This is a genomic window from Collimonas fungivorans (assembly GCF_028292705.1).
Lineage (GTDB): Bacteria > Pseudomonadota > Gammaproteobacteria > Burkholderiales > Burkholderiaceae_D > Collimonas > Collimonas fungivorans_B.
This window is the reverse complement of the sequence record NZ_JAQGLV010000138.1, coordinates 1-14,666: the sequence shown is the minus strand read 5'-3', so window position 1 is coordinate 14,666 and position 14,666 is coordinate 1. Positions and strand designations below refer to the sequence as shown.

Sequence of the window (14,666 nt, the reverse complement as noted above, 5' to 3'; positions counted from 1 at the left end):
CAGGGCGACGGTTATATAATTTCTTGGTCGAAAAAGGCCGGAGCGGTAATTGGTAAGCCCGCTCCCTTCCTGCTTCCAGGAAGCCCTGCTCTCGTGCCTGCATGAGAACCCGCGGCGAACCCCGGCGCTTGTGCGCCCAACGGGTTCGTTCGGGCGTGCAGCTTCCATCTCTCCGCATTCCACGGTCGAACCCAGTGTTGACTTTCGGAGAACCACCATGCAACTGAATCACATCGATCTGCCCGTCCCCGACGTTGCCGCTACCTCAGCTTTTTTCCAGGATTACCTTGGCTTCCAGCACCTGCAAACCATGGGCGACCATGAGATGGCGATCCTGCGCGGCGAGGGCGGCCTGGTGCTGGTGCTCAACCGCAGGGCAGCCACCGACAGCGGCGCTTTCCCGGATTCATTCCATATCGGCTTCCTGCTGGATTCAGACCAGGCGGTGCACGCTGCCTACGTCCGGCTGAAGGGCGCGCCACTCGAGCAAATCAGTCCGGTGCAGGAATCGCGCGGCGCCTGCGTGTTCTTCCTGCAGGCGCCGGGCGGGATCCGGGTGGAAATCAGCCACCGCCAAGGATAGGACCGCTCACCGCACCAGCCCCAGCAACCGGGATTTGCCACGCATGGCGGATTCCGGCTGCGCGTTTTTTCCGGCAACCGGCACCGTCATCAATTTTTCCAGCGCCCTGGCCAGCTTGACCCGGCCCGCCGCCGACATCCTTGTCATCGGCAGGCGCAGTTCGTCTTGTATCTGGCCCTGCATGGCCAGCGCAGCCTTCACCGGACCGGGGTTCGGTTCCGAGAACAGCAGCTGGATCATCGGCAGCAGCTGCTTGAACAGGGCGCGCGCCGAGCCGAGCTGGGCGGCGCGCACCAGTTCAAACAAATGCACAAACAGGTCCGGCCGTATGTGGGCGGCGGCGGAAATGGCGCCGTGTCCGCCCAGGCACAGCGTATTGAACAGCAAAGTATCGTCGCCGCACAGGATGCGCAGGTCGGTGCGGTTGATCAGTTCCATGGTTTGCGCCAGGTTGCCGCTGCTTTCCTTGATCGCGACGATATTGGCATGCTGTTCCAGCGCGCTCACGGTAGCGACGTCGATATTGACGCCGGTCCGGGCCGGGATGTTGTACAGGATCAGCGGACTTTCGGCGACTGCGGCCAGCGCTTCGAAATGCAGCCGTATGCCTTCCTGCGACGGACGCACATAAGACGGCGCCGAGACCAGGAAAGCGGCCGGGCGCAAGGCGTTCAGGCGCTCGATTTTTTCCGTGACCGCTCGTGTGTCGCTGCCGCTGATGCCCATCGCCACCGGGCAGCGCTCTTGCACCGCTTCCATCACGCTGCACAACATTTTTTCTTGCTCGTGTTCGCTCAAGGTCGCGGCCTCACCGGTGGTGCCGCACACCACCAGGCCGTGCACGCCGGCGGCGGACAGATTCAGGGCCAGCTGCTGGGCGCCGTAGAGATCGAGTTTGCCTTGCCGGAAAGGCGTGACGAGAGGAACCCAGATACCTTCAAATATGGACATGATTTGCTGTTTTCAGTTGGAGTGGGAGTGATTTGGCGGCGGCGCTCATGCCGGCAGCAGCGGCGTGATGCGGCCGAATTCTGCCTGCGGCAAGGCGCGCATGATGTTGCCGATGACGGCGTCGATCGAGTTCTTGCTCAGGCACAGCCAGAATTTCATCTTGCTGGCGTGGTCGACCGGCTTGACCCGCATGTAGATCATGAGGTCGCCGCAGGTGCTGACGATGACGCGGCGCAGCTCGGCCACCGAAGCGGCATCTACGGTGATGCGCATCATGAAATCTTTTTGAACGGGAAGTGTCGGCTGGCGATAGGAATGCGAGAGGAAAGGCAAGGCAGGGGGCTGGATTTTTCTTGAGACTGCAGCGGGAAGCGAAGAGAAGCGCCATGCTGCTGGGATTACCTGATTCATAGAGGATATCTACTGGTCGTTTCGGTGATTACAGGTTAGCAGGCAGGACGTAAAGATTCTCTAAAAAGGGATGGCCGGCCTGTAAACGCCGCGTAAAAATCGCGTACTGTTCCTGCCCGGCCGAAGGTTCAGGCCACGCCGTTTTTTGCTGACAGGTATTTGCTCGGAGAGACGCCCAGCGAGCGCCTGAACATGGCGATGAATGCGCTCAGGCTGTCATAGCCGAGATCGATGGCGACGCCGGTGACCGGCTGCCCCGCCATCAGCAGTTCCAGGGCGCGCATCAGCCGCGCGCGCTGGCGCCATTCGGAGAAGGGCATGCCGGTTTCCGCGGCGAAGCGCCGGGTCAGGGTCCTGGGCGCAATCGCAGCCCACTCGGCCCACTGCTGCAGGTTGCGCTGGTCCGCCGGGTTGTCCGCCAGGGCTTGGGCGATTTTTTTCAGGCGCCGCTCGGCCGGCAACGGCAGCGCCAGTTTTTCCTGCGGCAGGCTGGCGATTTCATCGAGGATGACAGCCAGTACGCGCGCCTGCATTTCATCGACCGCGAGCACATCTGACCAGCTGGCCGCCCGCAATACCGCCGCGCGCAACAAGCCCGAAACCTGCAGCACCAGCGCTTGCCGCGGCAGCCGTGAATGTGCGGCAGGCGAGACATACACGCTCCAGCCGTCGAAGGGACCGTGCGACCGCAAGCTGTGCGGCTGTCCGCCGGGTATCCAGACGGCGTGGCTGGGCGGCACCACCAGCCGTTCGTCGCCGGTATCTATGCTGAGCAAACCGCTGGCGGCGGCGATCAGCTGGCCGCGCGCATGGCTATGGCGCGGCGTGGCGCGGAAATCATCGCTGCGGCAATGCACCGCGATGACTTCCGGCCCGTCCTGGCCATCGGCTCGGGCCGGGTCCAGCAGGGTGTGTGGTTTGGCTTGCATGCGACATATTATGGCTTAATGGCGCAAGCCAGGCCACATTCTGCATCGCATACTGAAGGCTCCATATCAAAAGGAGCACAACCATGCGAGCAGAAGACCTTCTTCCGAACCACGTCGATAGCGGCGATTTCAACGGTACCGTGGTGCGCAAAGGCACTGTCGGCGCTTTCCTGGTCAACGCCCGCACCTTCCTCGATCCGTCGGCGACGGCCGCCAGCCGGCAGCAAGCGGAGCAGCATATGGCTGAAGCCGTTGCGGCGCTGGATGCACTAGGCTTGTTCGAGGTATTCGCGCTGCGCGATCCGGCCCTGCAGGCTTTTGTCGAGCAGCATCGCTGAAGCCAGGGGAATTGCTAGGGCGTCGCGGGCAGGCACTGCCGTATGCCGGCCGCGACCGCGCGGGCGGCTTTGGCGGCAAACTGCGGCGATGCCAGGCGCGGTTCCTGGTCGGGATTGGCCAGCACGCCGACCTCGATCAGCAAAGCCGGCGATTCGGCGGTTCTCAGCACCGCCAGTTCGTCGAAGCGATGGATGCCCAGCTGCCGGTCAAGCAAAGGGCGGTTTTCGCCCGGGACAGGAACCGCGTGATAGAGCGAAGGATGTTCGCCGATGTCCTGCAGGCGGAGGCTGATGCTTTTGGCGCAGTCCAGGCTGCGCGCATAGTAGGGTTTGCTGGCGGAAACAAACAATGCGTAGCCGGAAAATTCGCGGCTCCTGCCGGCGTCGAGCCAGGCTTGCTGCATCGAATCGTGATGGATCGAGACGAACAGCGCCGCCTTGGCGCTGGCCTTGGTCCGCGCCGGCAAGGAGAGCGGCGAGCCCTGCGCGGCGACGTCGATCACATCCAGCCCCTGCGCTTTTAACGCCAGGCCGAGGGCGAGGGTGAATTGCCGGTTCAGGTCGAACTCGCGGCTGCCGCCGGGGCCGGTGGCGCCGGGATTCTCGGCGGTATGGCCGGTATCGACCATCACCTGCTGCGCGCCGCAGCCGGCGGCCGGGAGGCCATACAGGAAAACCAGGCCGGCAGCCGCCAGGATCAGCTTGCCGCCGGCCAGCCGCTTCATTTGTCGGACGCCAGGCGCCGCCGGTCCAGAGGTTTCAGGTCAGCTTCCATGTGTGACGCCAGATGGTCGATGAAGACGCGCATCTTGGGCGCCAGGTAGCGTGTCGGCAAATACTGTATGAACGCCGTGCCCTGGTAGGCGGCGATGAATTCCCAATCGGTGAGCACGGCTTTGACCAGCCCCTGCTCAAGGGCGTTGCGCACGATGAAGTAGGGTAGGCAGCCGATGCCGAGGTTTTGCAGCACGCCGTCCAGGCGCGCTTCGCTGTGGTTGACGATATAACGGCCGCGCACCTTGATGATGGTGGTTTCGCCCTGACGCATGAAGTGCCAGTCGGAATCGCCTGGATTTTCGCCCAGATAGAGACAACTGTGGCTGCACAGGTCTTGCGGCTGTTTCGGCGTGCCGTGCTGGGCCAGGTAGCTGGGAGTGGCGCACAGCACCTGGTCAATCGACATCAGCGGCCGCGCCACCAGGCCGTCGGCCGGCTGGCTGGTGATCCGGATCACCAGGTCGGCGTCGTCGTTGATCAGGTCGACGTGGCGGTCGGTGAGGATCAGCTGGACATCGACCTGCGGGTATTTTTCGAGGAAACTGGCAATCAGCGGCGTCACCACGCCCTTGCCGAAGGCTTTCGGCATGCCGACCCGCAGCAGGCCCTGCGGCACCGCCACGAACTTGTCGGCCACTTCCATCGCCGCCTTGGCCGCCCCCACCATCTCCAGGCAGCGCTGGTAGGCTTCGCTGCCGGATTCGCTCAGGCGCAGCTTGCGGGTGGTGCGTTCCAGCAATCTGACGGATAATGCCTGTTCCAAACGCGACACCTGGCGGCTGACAGCCGAGGGCGTCATGCCAAGCTCCAGAGCCGCAGTCGAAAAACTGCCGGTTTCCACCACCCGGACGAACACCGCCATGTCCGGCATCAGCTTGATATATCGATTAGCTCCCATTTGTTCCCGCCGTGCACAAGTGTTGTTCTGAATACATAGATTATCGTATTTGCTGGAATAAAACATAATTACATTCATTGGTGATTGTTTTTATTGATTTATTCATACTATCTAGTTTTTGAATGTCGGAGCGCCCATGATTCAGCCGCTAAAAAGAATACGCAGCATCGACGACCTGAAACTGGTTGCGGCTCACTGCGAGCATGTCCTGACTTTGTTCAGTGGTGGACTGGATAGTACCTATGCCTTGAAGTGCCTGGTCGACAGCGGTTGCCGCGTGACGGCGCTGACGGTGGACCTGGGCGAGGGCATCAACGCCGCCGACCTGCAGCAGATCACCGCGCACTTCGGCGCCGAGCTGCTGGTGATCGACGGCCAGCAGGCGTTCGCCGAAGATGCCGTGCTGCCGGCGATCCGCGCCAATGCCCGCTACATGGGCATCTATCCGATCAGCTCCTCGCTGTCGCGCCCGATCATCGCCCGCTTCGCGGTCGAAACCGCCTTGCGCCTCGGCTGCAACGCCATCGTCCATACCGCCAACCAGTCGCAGAACACCCTGCGCCGCCTGAACGGCGCGATTGCGCAACTCGGTTACGCCGGTTATTACGGCACGCCTTACGAATACACCGCGATCTCCCGCGAAGAAAAAATCGAAGCCTTGCGCGCAGCCGGCCTGCCGCACTTCCAGGCGCGCGGCATCAGCGGCGACGCCAACCTGTGGTGCCGCGAATTCGAATCCGGCTCGTTGGACAATCCGGAATCGTTCTGGGTGCCGGAATCGCTGTTTGACTGGACTGCCGTGGTCGATCCGGCGCCTGTCAGCAGCGAGCTGTCGATCAGGTTCGACGGCGGCCGCCCGGTCGCCATCGACGGCGAGGCATTGCCATTGGTAGAGCTGATCGCACACCTGAACCGCCGCGTCGGCGCTTTCGGCATCGGCCGTTATTGCGGCCTGGAGCATCTGGAGCAGGGCGAGAAGGTGCTGGAAGTACGCGAAGCGCCGGCCGCCATGGTGTTGCTGGAAGCATACCGGCACCTGGAAACCGCGGTGCTGGACGCTGAACTGCTGCGCGAAAAACTGCACATGGAACAATTGTGGGTGCGGGAAGCCATCGAAGGGCGCTGGTTCACGCCTCTGCGCGCCGCTACCGATCGCTTCATCCAGGAAACCGTGCAATATGTCAGCGGCACCGTCAACTACCGCTTGCGCGCCGGCGCTGCCGATGTCTGCGCGATCCGCGCCGATGCACCGCTGTACCTGACTGACCGCGACAGCTGGGAAAAGGATATTGCTGCGCAGCGCTCCAGCCGGCAGTTGTCGTTGCCGACGAATTCCGTGCTGGATGCCAGCAAGCTGCTGGCCGAGGAAAACTAAATGGAAATCGACGTCTTGGCGCCCATCAGGATCGCCCCGCCCATCATCGACCATCTCAGTAATGAGCTGCGCCAGCGGCAATTCAGCGTGATGTCGGGCCGCGCCGTGCAAGCTGCCTGCGATGTCGATCCGGCGACCTGGGACGAATTCGCCAGCTGCTGGAACAACCTGCCGCAAGACAAGTACATGGGCGACAAGGGCAACTATCGTTTCCGCCGCTACAGCGCATTCGAGCTGGACAGCGCCGACGGTCTGCTGCAGCAGCTGCCGCATGCGCCATACGTGCAGCCAAGCTACGTCAATAAACTGAATGGCGACATTGCCCGCCATTTTGAGCCGCTCGAGCAGCACTTCATCGACAACCCTTTCCTGTCCGGCCTGCTGCTGTCGCTGGCGCAAGTGTTCGACAGGGTCGAGGGCGACAGCGGCAAATGGAATATCCGCCTGCACCCTTACCGCATACGCGCCAGCTCCCATGTTCCAGGCAACCCGACGCCGGAAGGACTGCACCGCGACGGCGTCGACTACATCGTGACCATGATGGTGCGCCGTCATAACGTGGCCGGCGGCGAAACCTATATTACCGATGTCGCCGGCAAGCTGATGTGCCGCTACACCTTGACCGATCCGATGGACCTGATGCTGGCCGACGATGCCCGCACCATGCACGGCGTGACCAAGGTGCTGCCGTATGAAGCCAAGCGTGAAGCATTCAGAGACGTGCTGGTGATTGCCTATACCAGAACCCAAGCTTAGTTAAGTGTGCTTGATTAAGCGAGATTTACCCTGACCAATATCCTCGGTGCTCCCGCCGTTTGTTCCGCTCAGCCTCCACCTAGGCGGAACGTTTTTTTTTCCTAACTGATAGCGCTGATAGCGCTATCCGGAGTAAAGCGAAGTGACGATCTCATCTGCCAGCCGATCCCCCAACTCATCTGCCAAAGGTCTCTGGTTCGCCGATTTGCTGCTGCTGCTGGTTGCGATCGTTTGGGGCACCAGCTATGGCGTCGCCAAGGACGCGCTGGTGTTTTATCCGGTGCTGGGATTTGTCGCGATCCGCTTCTGCATGACCTTCTTTTTACTGCTGCCAAGCCTGCGCCAGCTGGCCAGGCCGGAAGGACGGGCGGCGTTGCGGGCCGGCGTGCCGCTGGGCCTGATCCTGCTTGCCATCTTTATTTGCGAGACCTTCGGCGTAGCGCTGACGCAGGCTTCGAACGCCGCTTTCCTGATCAGCCTGTGCGTGGTCTTTACGCCTTTCGTCGAATGGCTGGTGATGGCGCAACGGCCGCCGGTCAGCGCTTTTGTGGTGGCTTTTGTTTCGCTCCTTGGCACTTGGCTGCTGACCATCGGCAGCAACCTGACATTCAACCTGGGCGACGGCCTGATGCTGGCGGCGGCTTTATTGCGCGCCTTCATGATGGTCATGACCAAACGCCTGACGGCCGACAAGGACATGTCCAACCTGACCCTGACCGCGGTGCAATCCGGGGTAGTCGGTTTCGGCTGCCTGTTGGTCGCCGGCCTGTTCATGCAAGGCGGACTGCCGCCGTTGCCGAGCGATCCGAGCTTCTGGGTGAGCACGGTTTACCTGGTGTTGTTTTGCACCATCTTTGCATTTTTTGCGCAGAACTATGGACTGCGGCGCAGCAACCCGACCCGGGTTTCCCTGTTGATGGGAAGCGAGCCGGTGTTCGGTGCGTTGTTTGCTTCTTTCTGGCTTGGCGAAAAACTTGGCACGCTGTCCTGGGTCGGCGGCGCGCTGATTGTCGGCGCCACTTTATGGGCCACATTGCCGCGTTCGATGATTAATTTTGGTGCGTTTTTTTCGACGCGGAATATCAAGCCGGAGAACGCTCCCATCATCGGAGCAGGAATTGATTCGAGCCAATGAATACAAGGGTTTGAACGGGGTTTTAACGGAAACAGGGATGCAACGAAATACGTGATTCGATAGAAGAAAATATCAGTTGAATTGCTATTGCCACGTGGAAATAATTGATTTATTCTGGATCGTCAGACAGATAGTTTTGAATCATAAAAAAAAGATGTGAAGCGTTGATTTTTCACACGGCGTCCGCTCCAAAAGAGTCATCGATGCCGTGGTTAATCCTCAAGAGGGAAGTCTCATGATTTGCACCAGATTCAATTCGATCTCCGTCCGCTCGCGCTGCTCATCAGCTGCAGCGCATCGCACCGCGGCTCCCCCTGATCTTCCGGCATCGCCAGCGCTCTCGCTGCGGCCATCCAGTTAACGGACATCACGTCTCGTTAAAACCCTGCATCACAACCGGTGATGCAGACTCCAGCGCCAAATCAACTTTGCATTGCCGATCGCAATGCAAGGCTGCGGCGTCTTTTATCTGTTCCATTCAAGAGGAATAAGCAAATGAAATCGGAAATATCAGCGAAAGCACTAGCAGCAAATTTTGCGATTCCCCAGGCTTCGGCGTTGTCATTGGCGCTGTCCCTGGTGTTTGCATCATTGTCTGTCCACGCAGCCGTGGCGGACAACAGCGCTTGGGTCACCACCAAGACCCAAGCGTTCTTGCCGCAAGTCCAAGCGAATCAAAAGAGCGTGGCAGCCGATGCCAGCGTGGTAACCCCCGCCGCAACCGCCGTGCAGCTGGCGCAAGGCGAACCGGTCCATGTGACGCTCAGCCTGAACCTGCGCAATGAAGCCAAGCTCGACAAGTTCCTGCAGGACCTGCATACACCTGGCACTGCTTCCTACGGCAAGTTTCTGACACCGGCGCAATTCGCCGCGGAATATGCGCCTACCGAAAAAGATGTGGCGAAAGTAGTTGCCCATCTGAGCAAGTCCGGTTTTGTCAACATCCAGGTCGCGCCTAACCGCCAGCTGGTGACAGCCGACGGCACCGCCGCCACTGTACAAACCGGCTTCCGCACTGCGCTGAAACGCTTCCAGCAGGACGGCCGCAAGGTGTTCGCCAATACCGATGCAGCACAGGTGCCTGCCGCACTGAGCGGCATCGTCGATTCGGTGCTGGGTTTGCAAAACGTTGCAATCGCCCAGACCCACCATCGCTGGGTGCAGACGCCTGAAGCCGGCGTGAGCGCACAAGCTAAAGTCACGGTCAATGCAACGCCGGTGGCGACAGCGCACAGCCCTGTGCAGTTCCCTGCGATCTATAACGTCGGCACCACGCCGACTGCTTCGAACACCGTGGTCGGCATCATCTCGGCAGGCGATCTCAGCCCGACGATCACCGACCTGAAAACCTTCACTACCGCCAAGGGCCTGGCCACCGTCAATACCCTGGTGGTGAAAACCGGTGCTGCCGGCGCCGACTATAGCGACACTTCCGGCCAAGTCGAATGGAACCTGGACAGCCAGACCATCACCGGCACTTCCGGCGGCGTCAAGCAACTGATTTTCTACGCATCGCCTGACATGAGTTTCAGCGGCATCACCGCAGCCTACAACCGTGCAGTGACTGACAACGTGGCCAAGGTCATCAACGTTTCGCTCGGCGGCTGCGAATCGGATACCCATAGCGACGGCACGCAGGCAGCCGACGATAAAGTGTTTAAGCAGGCTGTTGCGCAAGGCCAGACATTCTCCATTTCGACCGGAGATGCCGGTACTTACAACTGCCAGACCAGTTCGATTTCCGGCGCGCCTGGCGTACCGAAAAACAAATCGACCTATGATGTCAGCGAACCGGCTACTTCGCCTTACGTCATCGCGGTCGGCGGTACAACCCTGTACACCAACTCCGGCGCCTACAGCAGCGAAACCGTGTGGAACGAAGGCCTGAGCGCGATCGGCACCTACGACGACGCAGGCGACTACGATTCCACCAAACGCCTGTGGGCAACCGGCGGCGGCTACAGCAAGTACGAAACGGCGCCTACTTACCAAACGGGTGTGATTGCCTCCGGCAAGACTACCCGCGGCCTGCCGGACATCGCGTTTGATGCTGCCAGCGCCAGCGGCGCCACCATCTACTACAACACCCAGACCGGTACGGTAGGCGGCACCAGCTTGTCGGCGCCGATCTTCGCCGGCGTCTGGGCCCGCCTGCAATCGGCCAACAACAATGCCCTGGGTTTCCCGGCAGCCAGCTTCTACAAGTATTTCCCGGTTGCCGCCAACGCCTCGCTGCTGCATGACGTGACTTCCGGCACCAACGGCGCCAGCAGCTCGTACGGCTACAAGGCCGCAGCAGGCTGGGATGCAACCACTGGTTTCGGTAGCCTGAACATCAGCAACCTGAATACCTTCGTCAAGAACACCACGGACTTTGCACGCTGATCGTCCGCGGTTTTTGTAGTCAGCATGTTTGAAATCGCCGGCGCGGACAGGTTTTATCCGCGCCGGCGACGAGATGGCAGTACCTGTACTGATCGGAGCCGGACATGAACAGATCGAATCTCAGATGGATTATCGCCGCCCTTGTATTGGGCGCCGGCGGCATCTATGCGGTTTTTTCGGTAGACGATTCGATAGCGAAAACCGGGGCCCAGGCTGCGGTAACAGCCGGGGAGCAGGGCGTATTGTCATCTGGCGCCGCGCAGGCCGCTGCACCAGCCTTGTCGGCCAAAGCGCAAGACGCCGTGAATATCAATCCATTTGGAAAATAGCAATCGCCCGGGCCTGAACCGGGCAAGCAATGAAGGAGGAATCCGCAATGACCGCATATCTGCAACGACAAGACCGGCTGGCGCTGGTGACACAGGCCACGGCAAACGTTACCGGCAAGCGATTCTGCTCGCATCACCAGGGCGAAGTCTCGGTGACGGAAGGCGATTTCGTATTGCGCAACAAATCCAAGCGCTGGATCTGTTTCCGCTGCCAGGAACGCAGCCGGCTGCGCCGCGATGCACTGGCCAAACAGGTCGGATAATAGATTTTTGTACTAGCGAAACGCCGCAAGCGGATCGTATTGCGGTTCCGGAGCATCGTCTGCCGCCCTGGCAGTATTTCCCTGCTTGATGAAGCTGACTGAAGTGACGCGCCATTCGCCGCGTTGCAGCTGCCAGCCGTGTATCACCTTCTGCCAGCCCGGCTTCAGGTAAAGCTGGTTGTCGCGCTCCAGTTCCCAATGCCCGGCTTCCCATACATACCAGCCGCCGACATAATTCCAGAATCCAGGACTCCATACCAACCCGGCGCGCGGCGCAGGCTCGGCTTCCGTCTTTGGAGCCGGCGGGGCGTTCTTGAGAATGATGTCGGGACCGCCCTGGGTCCTTGATGGCGGACTGGCGAACGATGAAAAGCGGCCGGCGAGGATCGCTGCGATGCTGAGAGGGTGTTTCAATTTGCACTCCTGAAGTGGTCCAGTGCTATCGATTCTACGAAGCGGGAATTTCAGGAATGTGTCCCGTGCATTTGCTTACACTTTTCACATTTGACTTACAGCGCCAGGGTGGTATACCGATCGCGGCGTTGGGCCTCGGTCTGGTGCGGTTTCCCTATGAAAATTCCTGTTTATACAGAGGCCGCGGCAGCGGCTGCGGTGATCACTGCGGGCTTGTAAATAGATTAATAAAGCAGGACCTGGCGCAATCGGAATAGAGGATTCCGACTAATGCAAGGTAAAAATTTTATCTAGTTGTTTCGCTATGTGTCGGCCACGCTTGGGATATATTACTGACCGAAGCGCCATAAAAATAAAACCAGGAGATGCCATGACACCGAACCGCCGCGTAACGTTTTTCCATTCGCCGAATACTCGCTCGACGGGCGCCCGCATCCTGCTTGAGGAACTGGGCGCCGACTACCAGCTGCACCCGCTCAACATGAAAGCGGGCGAGCAGCGCGGCCCCGCATACATGGCAATCAATCCCATGGGCAAAGTGCCCGCGATCCGCCACGGCGAAGCGCTGATTACCGAACAGGTCGCGGTTTTCCTGTACTTGGCCGACCTGTACCAGGATGCCGGCCTGGCGCCGGCGCTGGACGATCCGCTGCGCGGTCCGTACCTGCGCTGGATGGTCTACTACGGCTCCTGTTTCGAACCGGCTGTGGTCGACCGCGCGCAAAAGCACCCGCCGGTGGCGTTATCGACGTGCCCCTACGGCGATTTCGATACGATGCTGAAGACCTTGACCGACCAGCTGGCCAAGGGACCGTATATCCTGGGTGAAAAATTCAGCGCCGCCGATGTCCTGTGGGGCGCCGCGCTGACCTGGACCACGGCTTTCCAGCTGGTGCCGATGTCGCCGGTGATCCAGGCTTATATCGACCGGATCAATGCGCGCCCGGCCGCGCAGTGCGTCAAGGCGCTCGACGCTGAACTGGCGGCGCAGCATGCCAGCCAGGTCGCGGCCAAGGCCTGAAAGCAGACTTTCACAACGCCTGCCGCCGACCTGCTTAAAAACAGGAGCGGCTGGCACTATCATTAAAAAATGGAGCCTGCCTTGAATACTGTCACCAACCTGCTGATTGCCCTGGTCGCCTTGCTGCACGTGTATTTCCTGGTGCTTGAAATGTTCTTATGGGATAAGCCGTTCGGCCTCAAGACTTTCAGGCTGACGCCGGAATTCGCCGCGGCGTCCAAGGCCCTGGCCGCCAACCAGGGTTTGTACAACGGTTTCCTGGCTGCCGGCCTGGCCTGGGGTTTGTGCCTGGGCACGCCGGGGTATGCGGTCAAGATCTTTTTCCTGGCCTGCGTGGTCATCGCCGGCATCTTTGGTGCGCTCACCGTCAGCCGCAAGATATTGTACGTACAGGCAGTGCCGGCCATCGTCGCTTTGGGCTTGCTGACGTTGGCCTAGATTATTGCTGCTGCGAGCGCGCCGCCAGCACGGCGGTGCGCAACGCGAGCAGGGCGCCGCGCAGCGTTGCGGAAATCTCCGGATGCAGGACGATCTGGTCTTCGCTGAGGTGCGAACCAAGGATGGAGACGGTGACCGACGCCGGTTCGACAATCTGCGCCGACATCATCGTCACGATTTCCCTTAAAGACGCCTGGGCGTGCACCGCCCTCGGCGAGGCGTTCAGCAATGCCACCGGCTTCAGCACAAAAGCTTCGCAACCCACCATCCAGTCGAGCGCATTCTTCATGGCGCCGGTAATGCCGTGCGCATACTCGGGGCTGGCGATCAGCAGGGCGTCGGCGGCCACGATCCGGCTGCGCAGATCTGCCACCGCGGCCGGATCGCTGGTTTCGATATCTGGATTGAACAAGGGCAAGTCGCCCAGGCCGCGGTACAGCGTCACACTGGCGCCGTCCGGCGCCAGGCGTGCCATGGCCCGCAGCAGGGCCGAATTGTGGGAGGCAGCGCGCAGGCTGCCTGAGATGGCGAGGAATTTCATGGCGCCCGAAGAAGTTTCACAGACCCCCATTATGCCAAGCAAATCAGCAATCCTGGTCAGTTGCGTAATGCGGCCACGCCATACAATTGCCGCTATCCCGGATTGCAGCATCCGGTCCGGATCTTTCGTTTAACCTGGAGATGACATGCGTTTTCTGTCCGCGGTGGCATTGACCCTGATTTGCAGCGTGTTCACGGCGCCGGCATCGGCCCGTGGCGAGCAGACGAATATCGGCTTCCTCAGCCTCACCACCAGCGGCGAGTATGCCGTGCCGGTGGCGGTCTGGTATCCGACCGCCGAGTCGCAGGTCGAATGGCAGGCCGGTCCGTATACCATCCATGCCACGCGCGGCGCCGCCATCGCCGCCGGGCCGCATCCGCTGATCATCCTGTCGCACGGCAGCGGCGGCAGCGAATTCGGCCACAGCGACCTGGCGGAAGCCTTGGCCGGGCACGGTTATATAGTGGCGGCGCCGCGCCATCTTGGCGACAGCTATGACCAGCCCGAGGGCAGGTTCAGCGACGTGCAGATTATCGGCCGTCCGTGGCAGGCGGCAGCGACGCTGGATGCGGTCCTGGCTGACAAGCGGATCGGCGCGGCGATCGACGCCGGGCGCATCGGCATGGCCGGCTTCTCCGCCGGCGCCTATACCACCATGGTGATGGCCGGCGCCAAACCGGACCCCGCTTTATACAGCGCTTATTGCGCGGCGCATGCCGACGACCATGAAGTGTGTCCGGACGGCAGCCATGCAAAACTCCGGATTACCCGTCCCGGCTGGGGCGTACCGGCCGACAAGCGGGTGCGAGCCGCGGTGGCCATGGCGCCGTTCAGCATCATGTTCGATGCCAAGGGCGTGGCGGACGTGACGATCCCGCTGCGCATCTATAAAGCCAGCGACGACCAGGTTTTGCGTAATCAATGGAACACCGACCATCTCCTTAGCCTACTGCCGGCCAGCGTGGAGCGCGGCGAACTTGCCGGCGGCCACTACGTATTCATTGCGCCTTGCAGCGCTGTCATGAAGTCCAGGACGCCGTACCTGTGCGTGGATGCCCCGGGAGTGGACCGGGTTGCGGAGCATGCGCAATTAAATGCCGAAATTGTCGACTTTTTTAACCG

General features: G+C 60.8%; 18 protein-coding genes. 11 read left to right on the top strand and 7 right to left on the bottom strand.

Annotated elements, in window-relative coordinates; all coding sequences use genetic code 11:
- Window positions 1-217: 217 nt before the first annotated feature.
- Window positions 218-583, top strand: coding sequence for a VOC family protein (locus tag JWQ61_RS06835; RefSeq protein ID WP_304359864.1), 366 nt, complete (start codon window positions 218-220; stop codon window positions 581-583).
- Between the two features lie 6 nt (window positions 584-589).
- Here the strand turns inward: JWQ61_RS06835 and dapA are convergent, their stop codons facing one another.
- From dapA to JWQ61_RS06820, 3 genes are all read right to left on the bottom strand, one after another.
- A complete protein-coding gene (gene dapA / locus JWQ61_RS06830) occupies window positions 590-1,534 on the bottom strand; it encodes a 4-hydroxy-tetrahydrodipicolinate synthase (protein ID WP_304359863.1) in 945 nt (314 codons plus the stop codon).
- Between the two features lie 45 nt (window positions 1,535-1,579).
- Entirely contained in the window at window positions 1,580-1,810 is a 231-nt protein-coding gene (locus JWQ61_RS06825) for a hypothetical protein (RefSeq protein ID WP_236904305.1), read from the bottom strand.
- A gap of 263 nt (window positions 1,811-2,073) precedes the next feature.
- Window positions 2,074-2,874, bottom strand: coding sequence for a helix-turn-helix domain-containing protein (locus JWQ61_RS06820; RefSeq protein WP_304359862.1), 801 nt, complete (start codon window positions 2,872-2,874; stop codon window positions 2,074-2,076).
- Window positions 2,875-2,957: 83 nt separating this feature from the next.
- On the opposite strand from JWQ61_RS06820, the gene JWQ61_RS06815 reads away from it, so the two are divergent.
- Window positions 2,958-3,212, top strand: coding sequence for a hypothetical protein (locus tag JWQ61_RS06815; protein WP_304359861.1), 255 nt, complete (start codon window positions 2,958-2,960; stop codon window positions 3,210-3,212).
- A 14-nt stretch (window positions 3,213-3,226) separates the two neighbouring features.
- Here the strand turns inward: JWQ61_RS06815 and JWQ61_RS06810 are convergent, their stop codons facing one another.
- The gene (locus JWQ61_RS06810) at window positions 3,227-3,937 is read right to left on the bottom strand and encodes an N-acetylmuramoyl-L-alanine amidase (protein WP_304359860.1); all 711 of its coding nucleotides are present in this window, start codon (window positions 3,935-3,937) and stop codon (window positions 3,227-3,229) included.
- Complete coding sequence (locus JWQ61_RS06805; protein WP_061540840.1) at window positions 3,934-4,887, bottom strand: LysR family transcriptional regulator; 954 nt, start codon at window positions 4,885-4,887, stop codon at window positions 3,934-3,936. The genes JWQ61_RS06810 and JWQ61_RS06805 overlap by 4 nt, the downstream gene beginning before the upstream one ends.
- 136 nt (window positions 4,888-5,023) lie before the next feature.
- Between JWQ61_RS06805 and JWQ61_RS06800 the strand changes: the two genes are divergently transcribed.
- From JWQ61_RS06800 to JWQ61_RS06775, 6 genes are all read left to right on the top strand, one after another.
- Window positions 5,024-6,262, top strand: a complete 1,239-nt coding sequence (locus JWQ61_RS06800) for an argininosuccinate synthase-related protein (protein WP_304359859.1) — start codon at window positions 5,024-5,026, stop codon at window positions 6,260-6,262.
- Window positions 6,263-7,018 (top strand): 2OG-Fe dioxygenase family protein, encoded by a 756-nt coding sequence (locus JWQ61_RS06795; RefSeq protein ID WP_304359858.1) that lies wholly within the window; start codon window positions 6,263-6,265, stop codon window positions 7,016-7,018.
- A 142-nt stretch (window positions 7,019-7,160) separates the two neighbouring features.
- A complete protein-coding gene (locus JWQ61_RS06790; protein ID WP_304359857.1) occupies window positions 7,161-8,153 on the top strand; it encodes a DMT family transporter in 993 nt (330 codons plus the stop codon).
- Between the two features lie 495 nt (window positions 8,154-8,648).
- Complete coding sequence (locus JWQ61_RS06785; RefSeq protein WP_304359856.1) at window positions 8,649-10,538, top strand: protease pro-enzyme activation domain-containing protein; 1,890 nt, start codon at window positions 8,649-8,651, stop codon at window positions 10,536-10,538.
- 104 nt (window positions 10,539-10,642) lie between these two features.
- Window positions 10,643-10,867 (top strand): hypothetical protein, encoded by a 225-nt coding sequence (locus JWQ61_RS06780; protein WP_304359855.1) that lies wholly within the window; start codon window positions 10,643-10,645, stop codon window positions 10,865-10,867.
- Between the two features lie 47 nt (window positions 10,868-10,914).
- Window positions 10,915-11,130 (top strand): hypothetical protein, encoded by a 216-nt coding sequence (locus tag JWQ61_RS06775; RefSeq protein WP_144738521.1) that lies wholly within the window; start codon window positions 10,915-10,917, stop codon window positions 11,128-11,130.
- A 12-nt stretch (window positions 11,131-11,142) separates the two neighbouring features.
- Here the strand turns inward: JWQ61_RS06775 and JWQ61_RS06770 are convergent, their stop codons facing one another.
- Complete coding sequence (locus tag JWQ61_RS06770) at window positions 11,143-11,544, bottom strand: hypothetical protein (RefSeq protein WP_304359854.1); 402 nt, start codon at window positions 11,542-11,544, stop codon at window positions 11,143-11,145.
- 370 nt (window positions 11,545-11,914) lie between these two features.
- Between JWQ61_RS06770 and JWQ61_RS06765 the strand changes: the two genes are divergently transcribed.
- Both JWQ61_RS06765 and JWQ61_RS06760 read left to right on the top strand, forming a co-directional pair.
- A complete protein-coding gene (locus JWQ61_RS06765) occupies window positions 11,915-12,565 on the top strand; it encodes a glutathione S-transferase family protein (protein WP_304359853.1) in 651 nt (216 codons plus the stop codon).
- An 81-nt stretch (window positions 12,566-12,646) separates the two neighbouring features.
- On the top strand, window positions 12,647-13,003 hold the full coding sequence (locus JWQ61_RS06760) for a DUF1304 domain-containing protein (RefSeq protein ID WP_304359852.1): 357 nt from the start codon (window positions 12,647-12,649) through the stop codon (window positions 13,001-13,003).
- A gap of 1 nt (window position 13,004) precedes the next feature.
- Here JWQ61_RS06760 and JWQ61_RS06755 read toward each other — a convergent pair whose 3' ends face one another.
- Window positions 13,005-13,544: an NADPH-dependent FMN reductase gene (locus JWQ61_RS06755; protein ID WP_304359851.1), complete on the bottom strand. Its 540-nt coding sequence runs from the start codon at window positions 13,542-13,544 to the stop codon at window positions 13,005-13,007.
- A 145-nt stretch (window positions 13,545-13,689) separates the two neighbouring features.
- Here JWQ61_RS06755 and JWQ61_RS06750 point away from each other — a divergent pair.
- Window positions 13,690-14,666, top strand: a 977-nt coding sequence (locus JWQ61_RS06750; RefSeq protein ID WP_304359850.1) for a dienelactone hydrolase, incomplete at its 3' end; no start/stop codon positions are given.

Coding starts and splice junctions, on each gene's coding strand:
- JWQ61_RS06765 (WP_304359853.1), top strand. CDS start 11,915: ATGACACCGAACCGCCGCGTAACGTTTTTCCATTCGCCGAATACTCGC.
- JWQ61_RS06825 (WP_236904305.1), bottom strand. CDS start 1,810: ATGATGCGCATCACCGTAGATGCCGCTTCGGTGGCCGAGCTGCGCCGC.
- JWQ61_RS06800 (WP_304359859.1), top strand. CDS start 5,024: ATGATTCAGCCGCTAAAAAGAATACGCAGCATCGACGACCTGAAACTG.
- JWQ61_RS06775 (WP_144738521.1), top strand. CDS start 10,915: ATGACCGCATATCTGCAACGACAAGACCGGCTGGCGCTGGTGACACAG.
- JWQ61_RS06805 (WP_061540840.1), bottom strand. CDS start 4,887: ATGGGAGCTAATCGATATATCAAGCTGATGCCGGACATGGCGGTGTTC.
- JWQ61_RS06755 (WP_304359851.1), bottom strand. CDS start 13,544: ATGAAATTCCTCGCCATCTCAGGCAGCCTGCGCGCTGCCTCCCACAAT.
- JWQ61_RS06795 (WP_304359858.1), top strand. CDS start 6,263: ATGGAAATCGACGTCTTGGCGCCCATCAGGATCGCCCCGCCCATCATC.
- JWQ61_RS06785 (WP_304359856.1), top strand. CDS start 8,649: ATGAAATCGGAAATATCAGCGAAAGCACTAGCAGCAAATTTTGCGATT.
- dapA (WP_304359863.1), bottom strand. CDS start 1,534: ATGTCCATATTTGAAGGTATCTGGGTTCCTCTCGTCACGCCTTTCCGG.
- JWQ61_RS06810 (WP_304359860.1), bottom strand. CDS start 3,937: ATGAAGCGGCTGGCCGGCGGCAAGCTGATCCTGGCGGCTGCCGGCCTG.
- JWQ61_RS06835 (WP_304359864.1), top strand. CDS start 218: ATGCAACTGAATCACATCGATCTGCCCGTCCCCGACGTTGCCGCTACC.
- JWQ61_RS06780 (WP_304359855.1), top strand. CDS start 10,643: ATGAACAGATCGAATCTCAGATGGATTATCGCCGCCCTTGTATTGGGC.
- JWQ61_RS06815 (WP_304359861.1), top strand. CDS start 2,958: ATGCGAGCAGAAGACCTTCTTCCGAACCACGTCGATAGCGGCGATTTC.
- JWQ61_RS06820 (WP_304359862.1), bottom strand. CDS start 2,874: ATGCAAGCCAAACCACACACCCTGCTGGACCCGGCCCGAGCCGATGGC.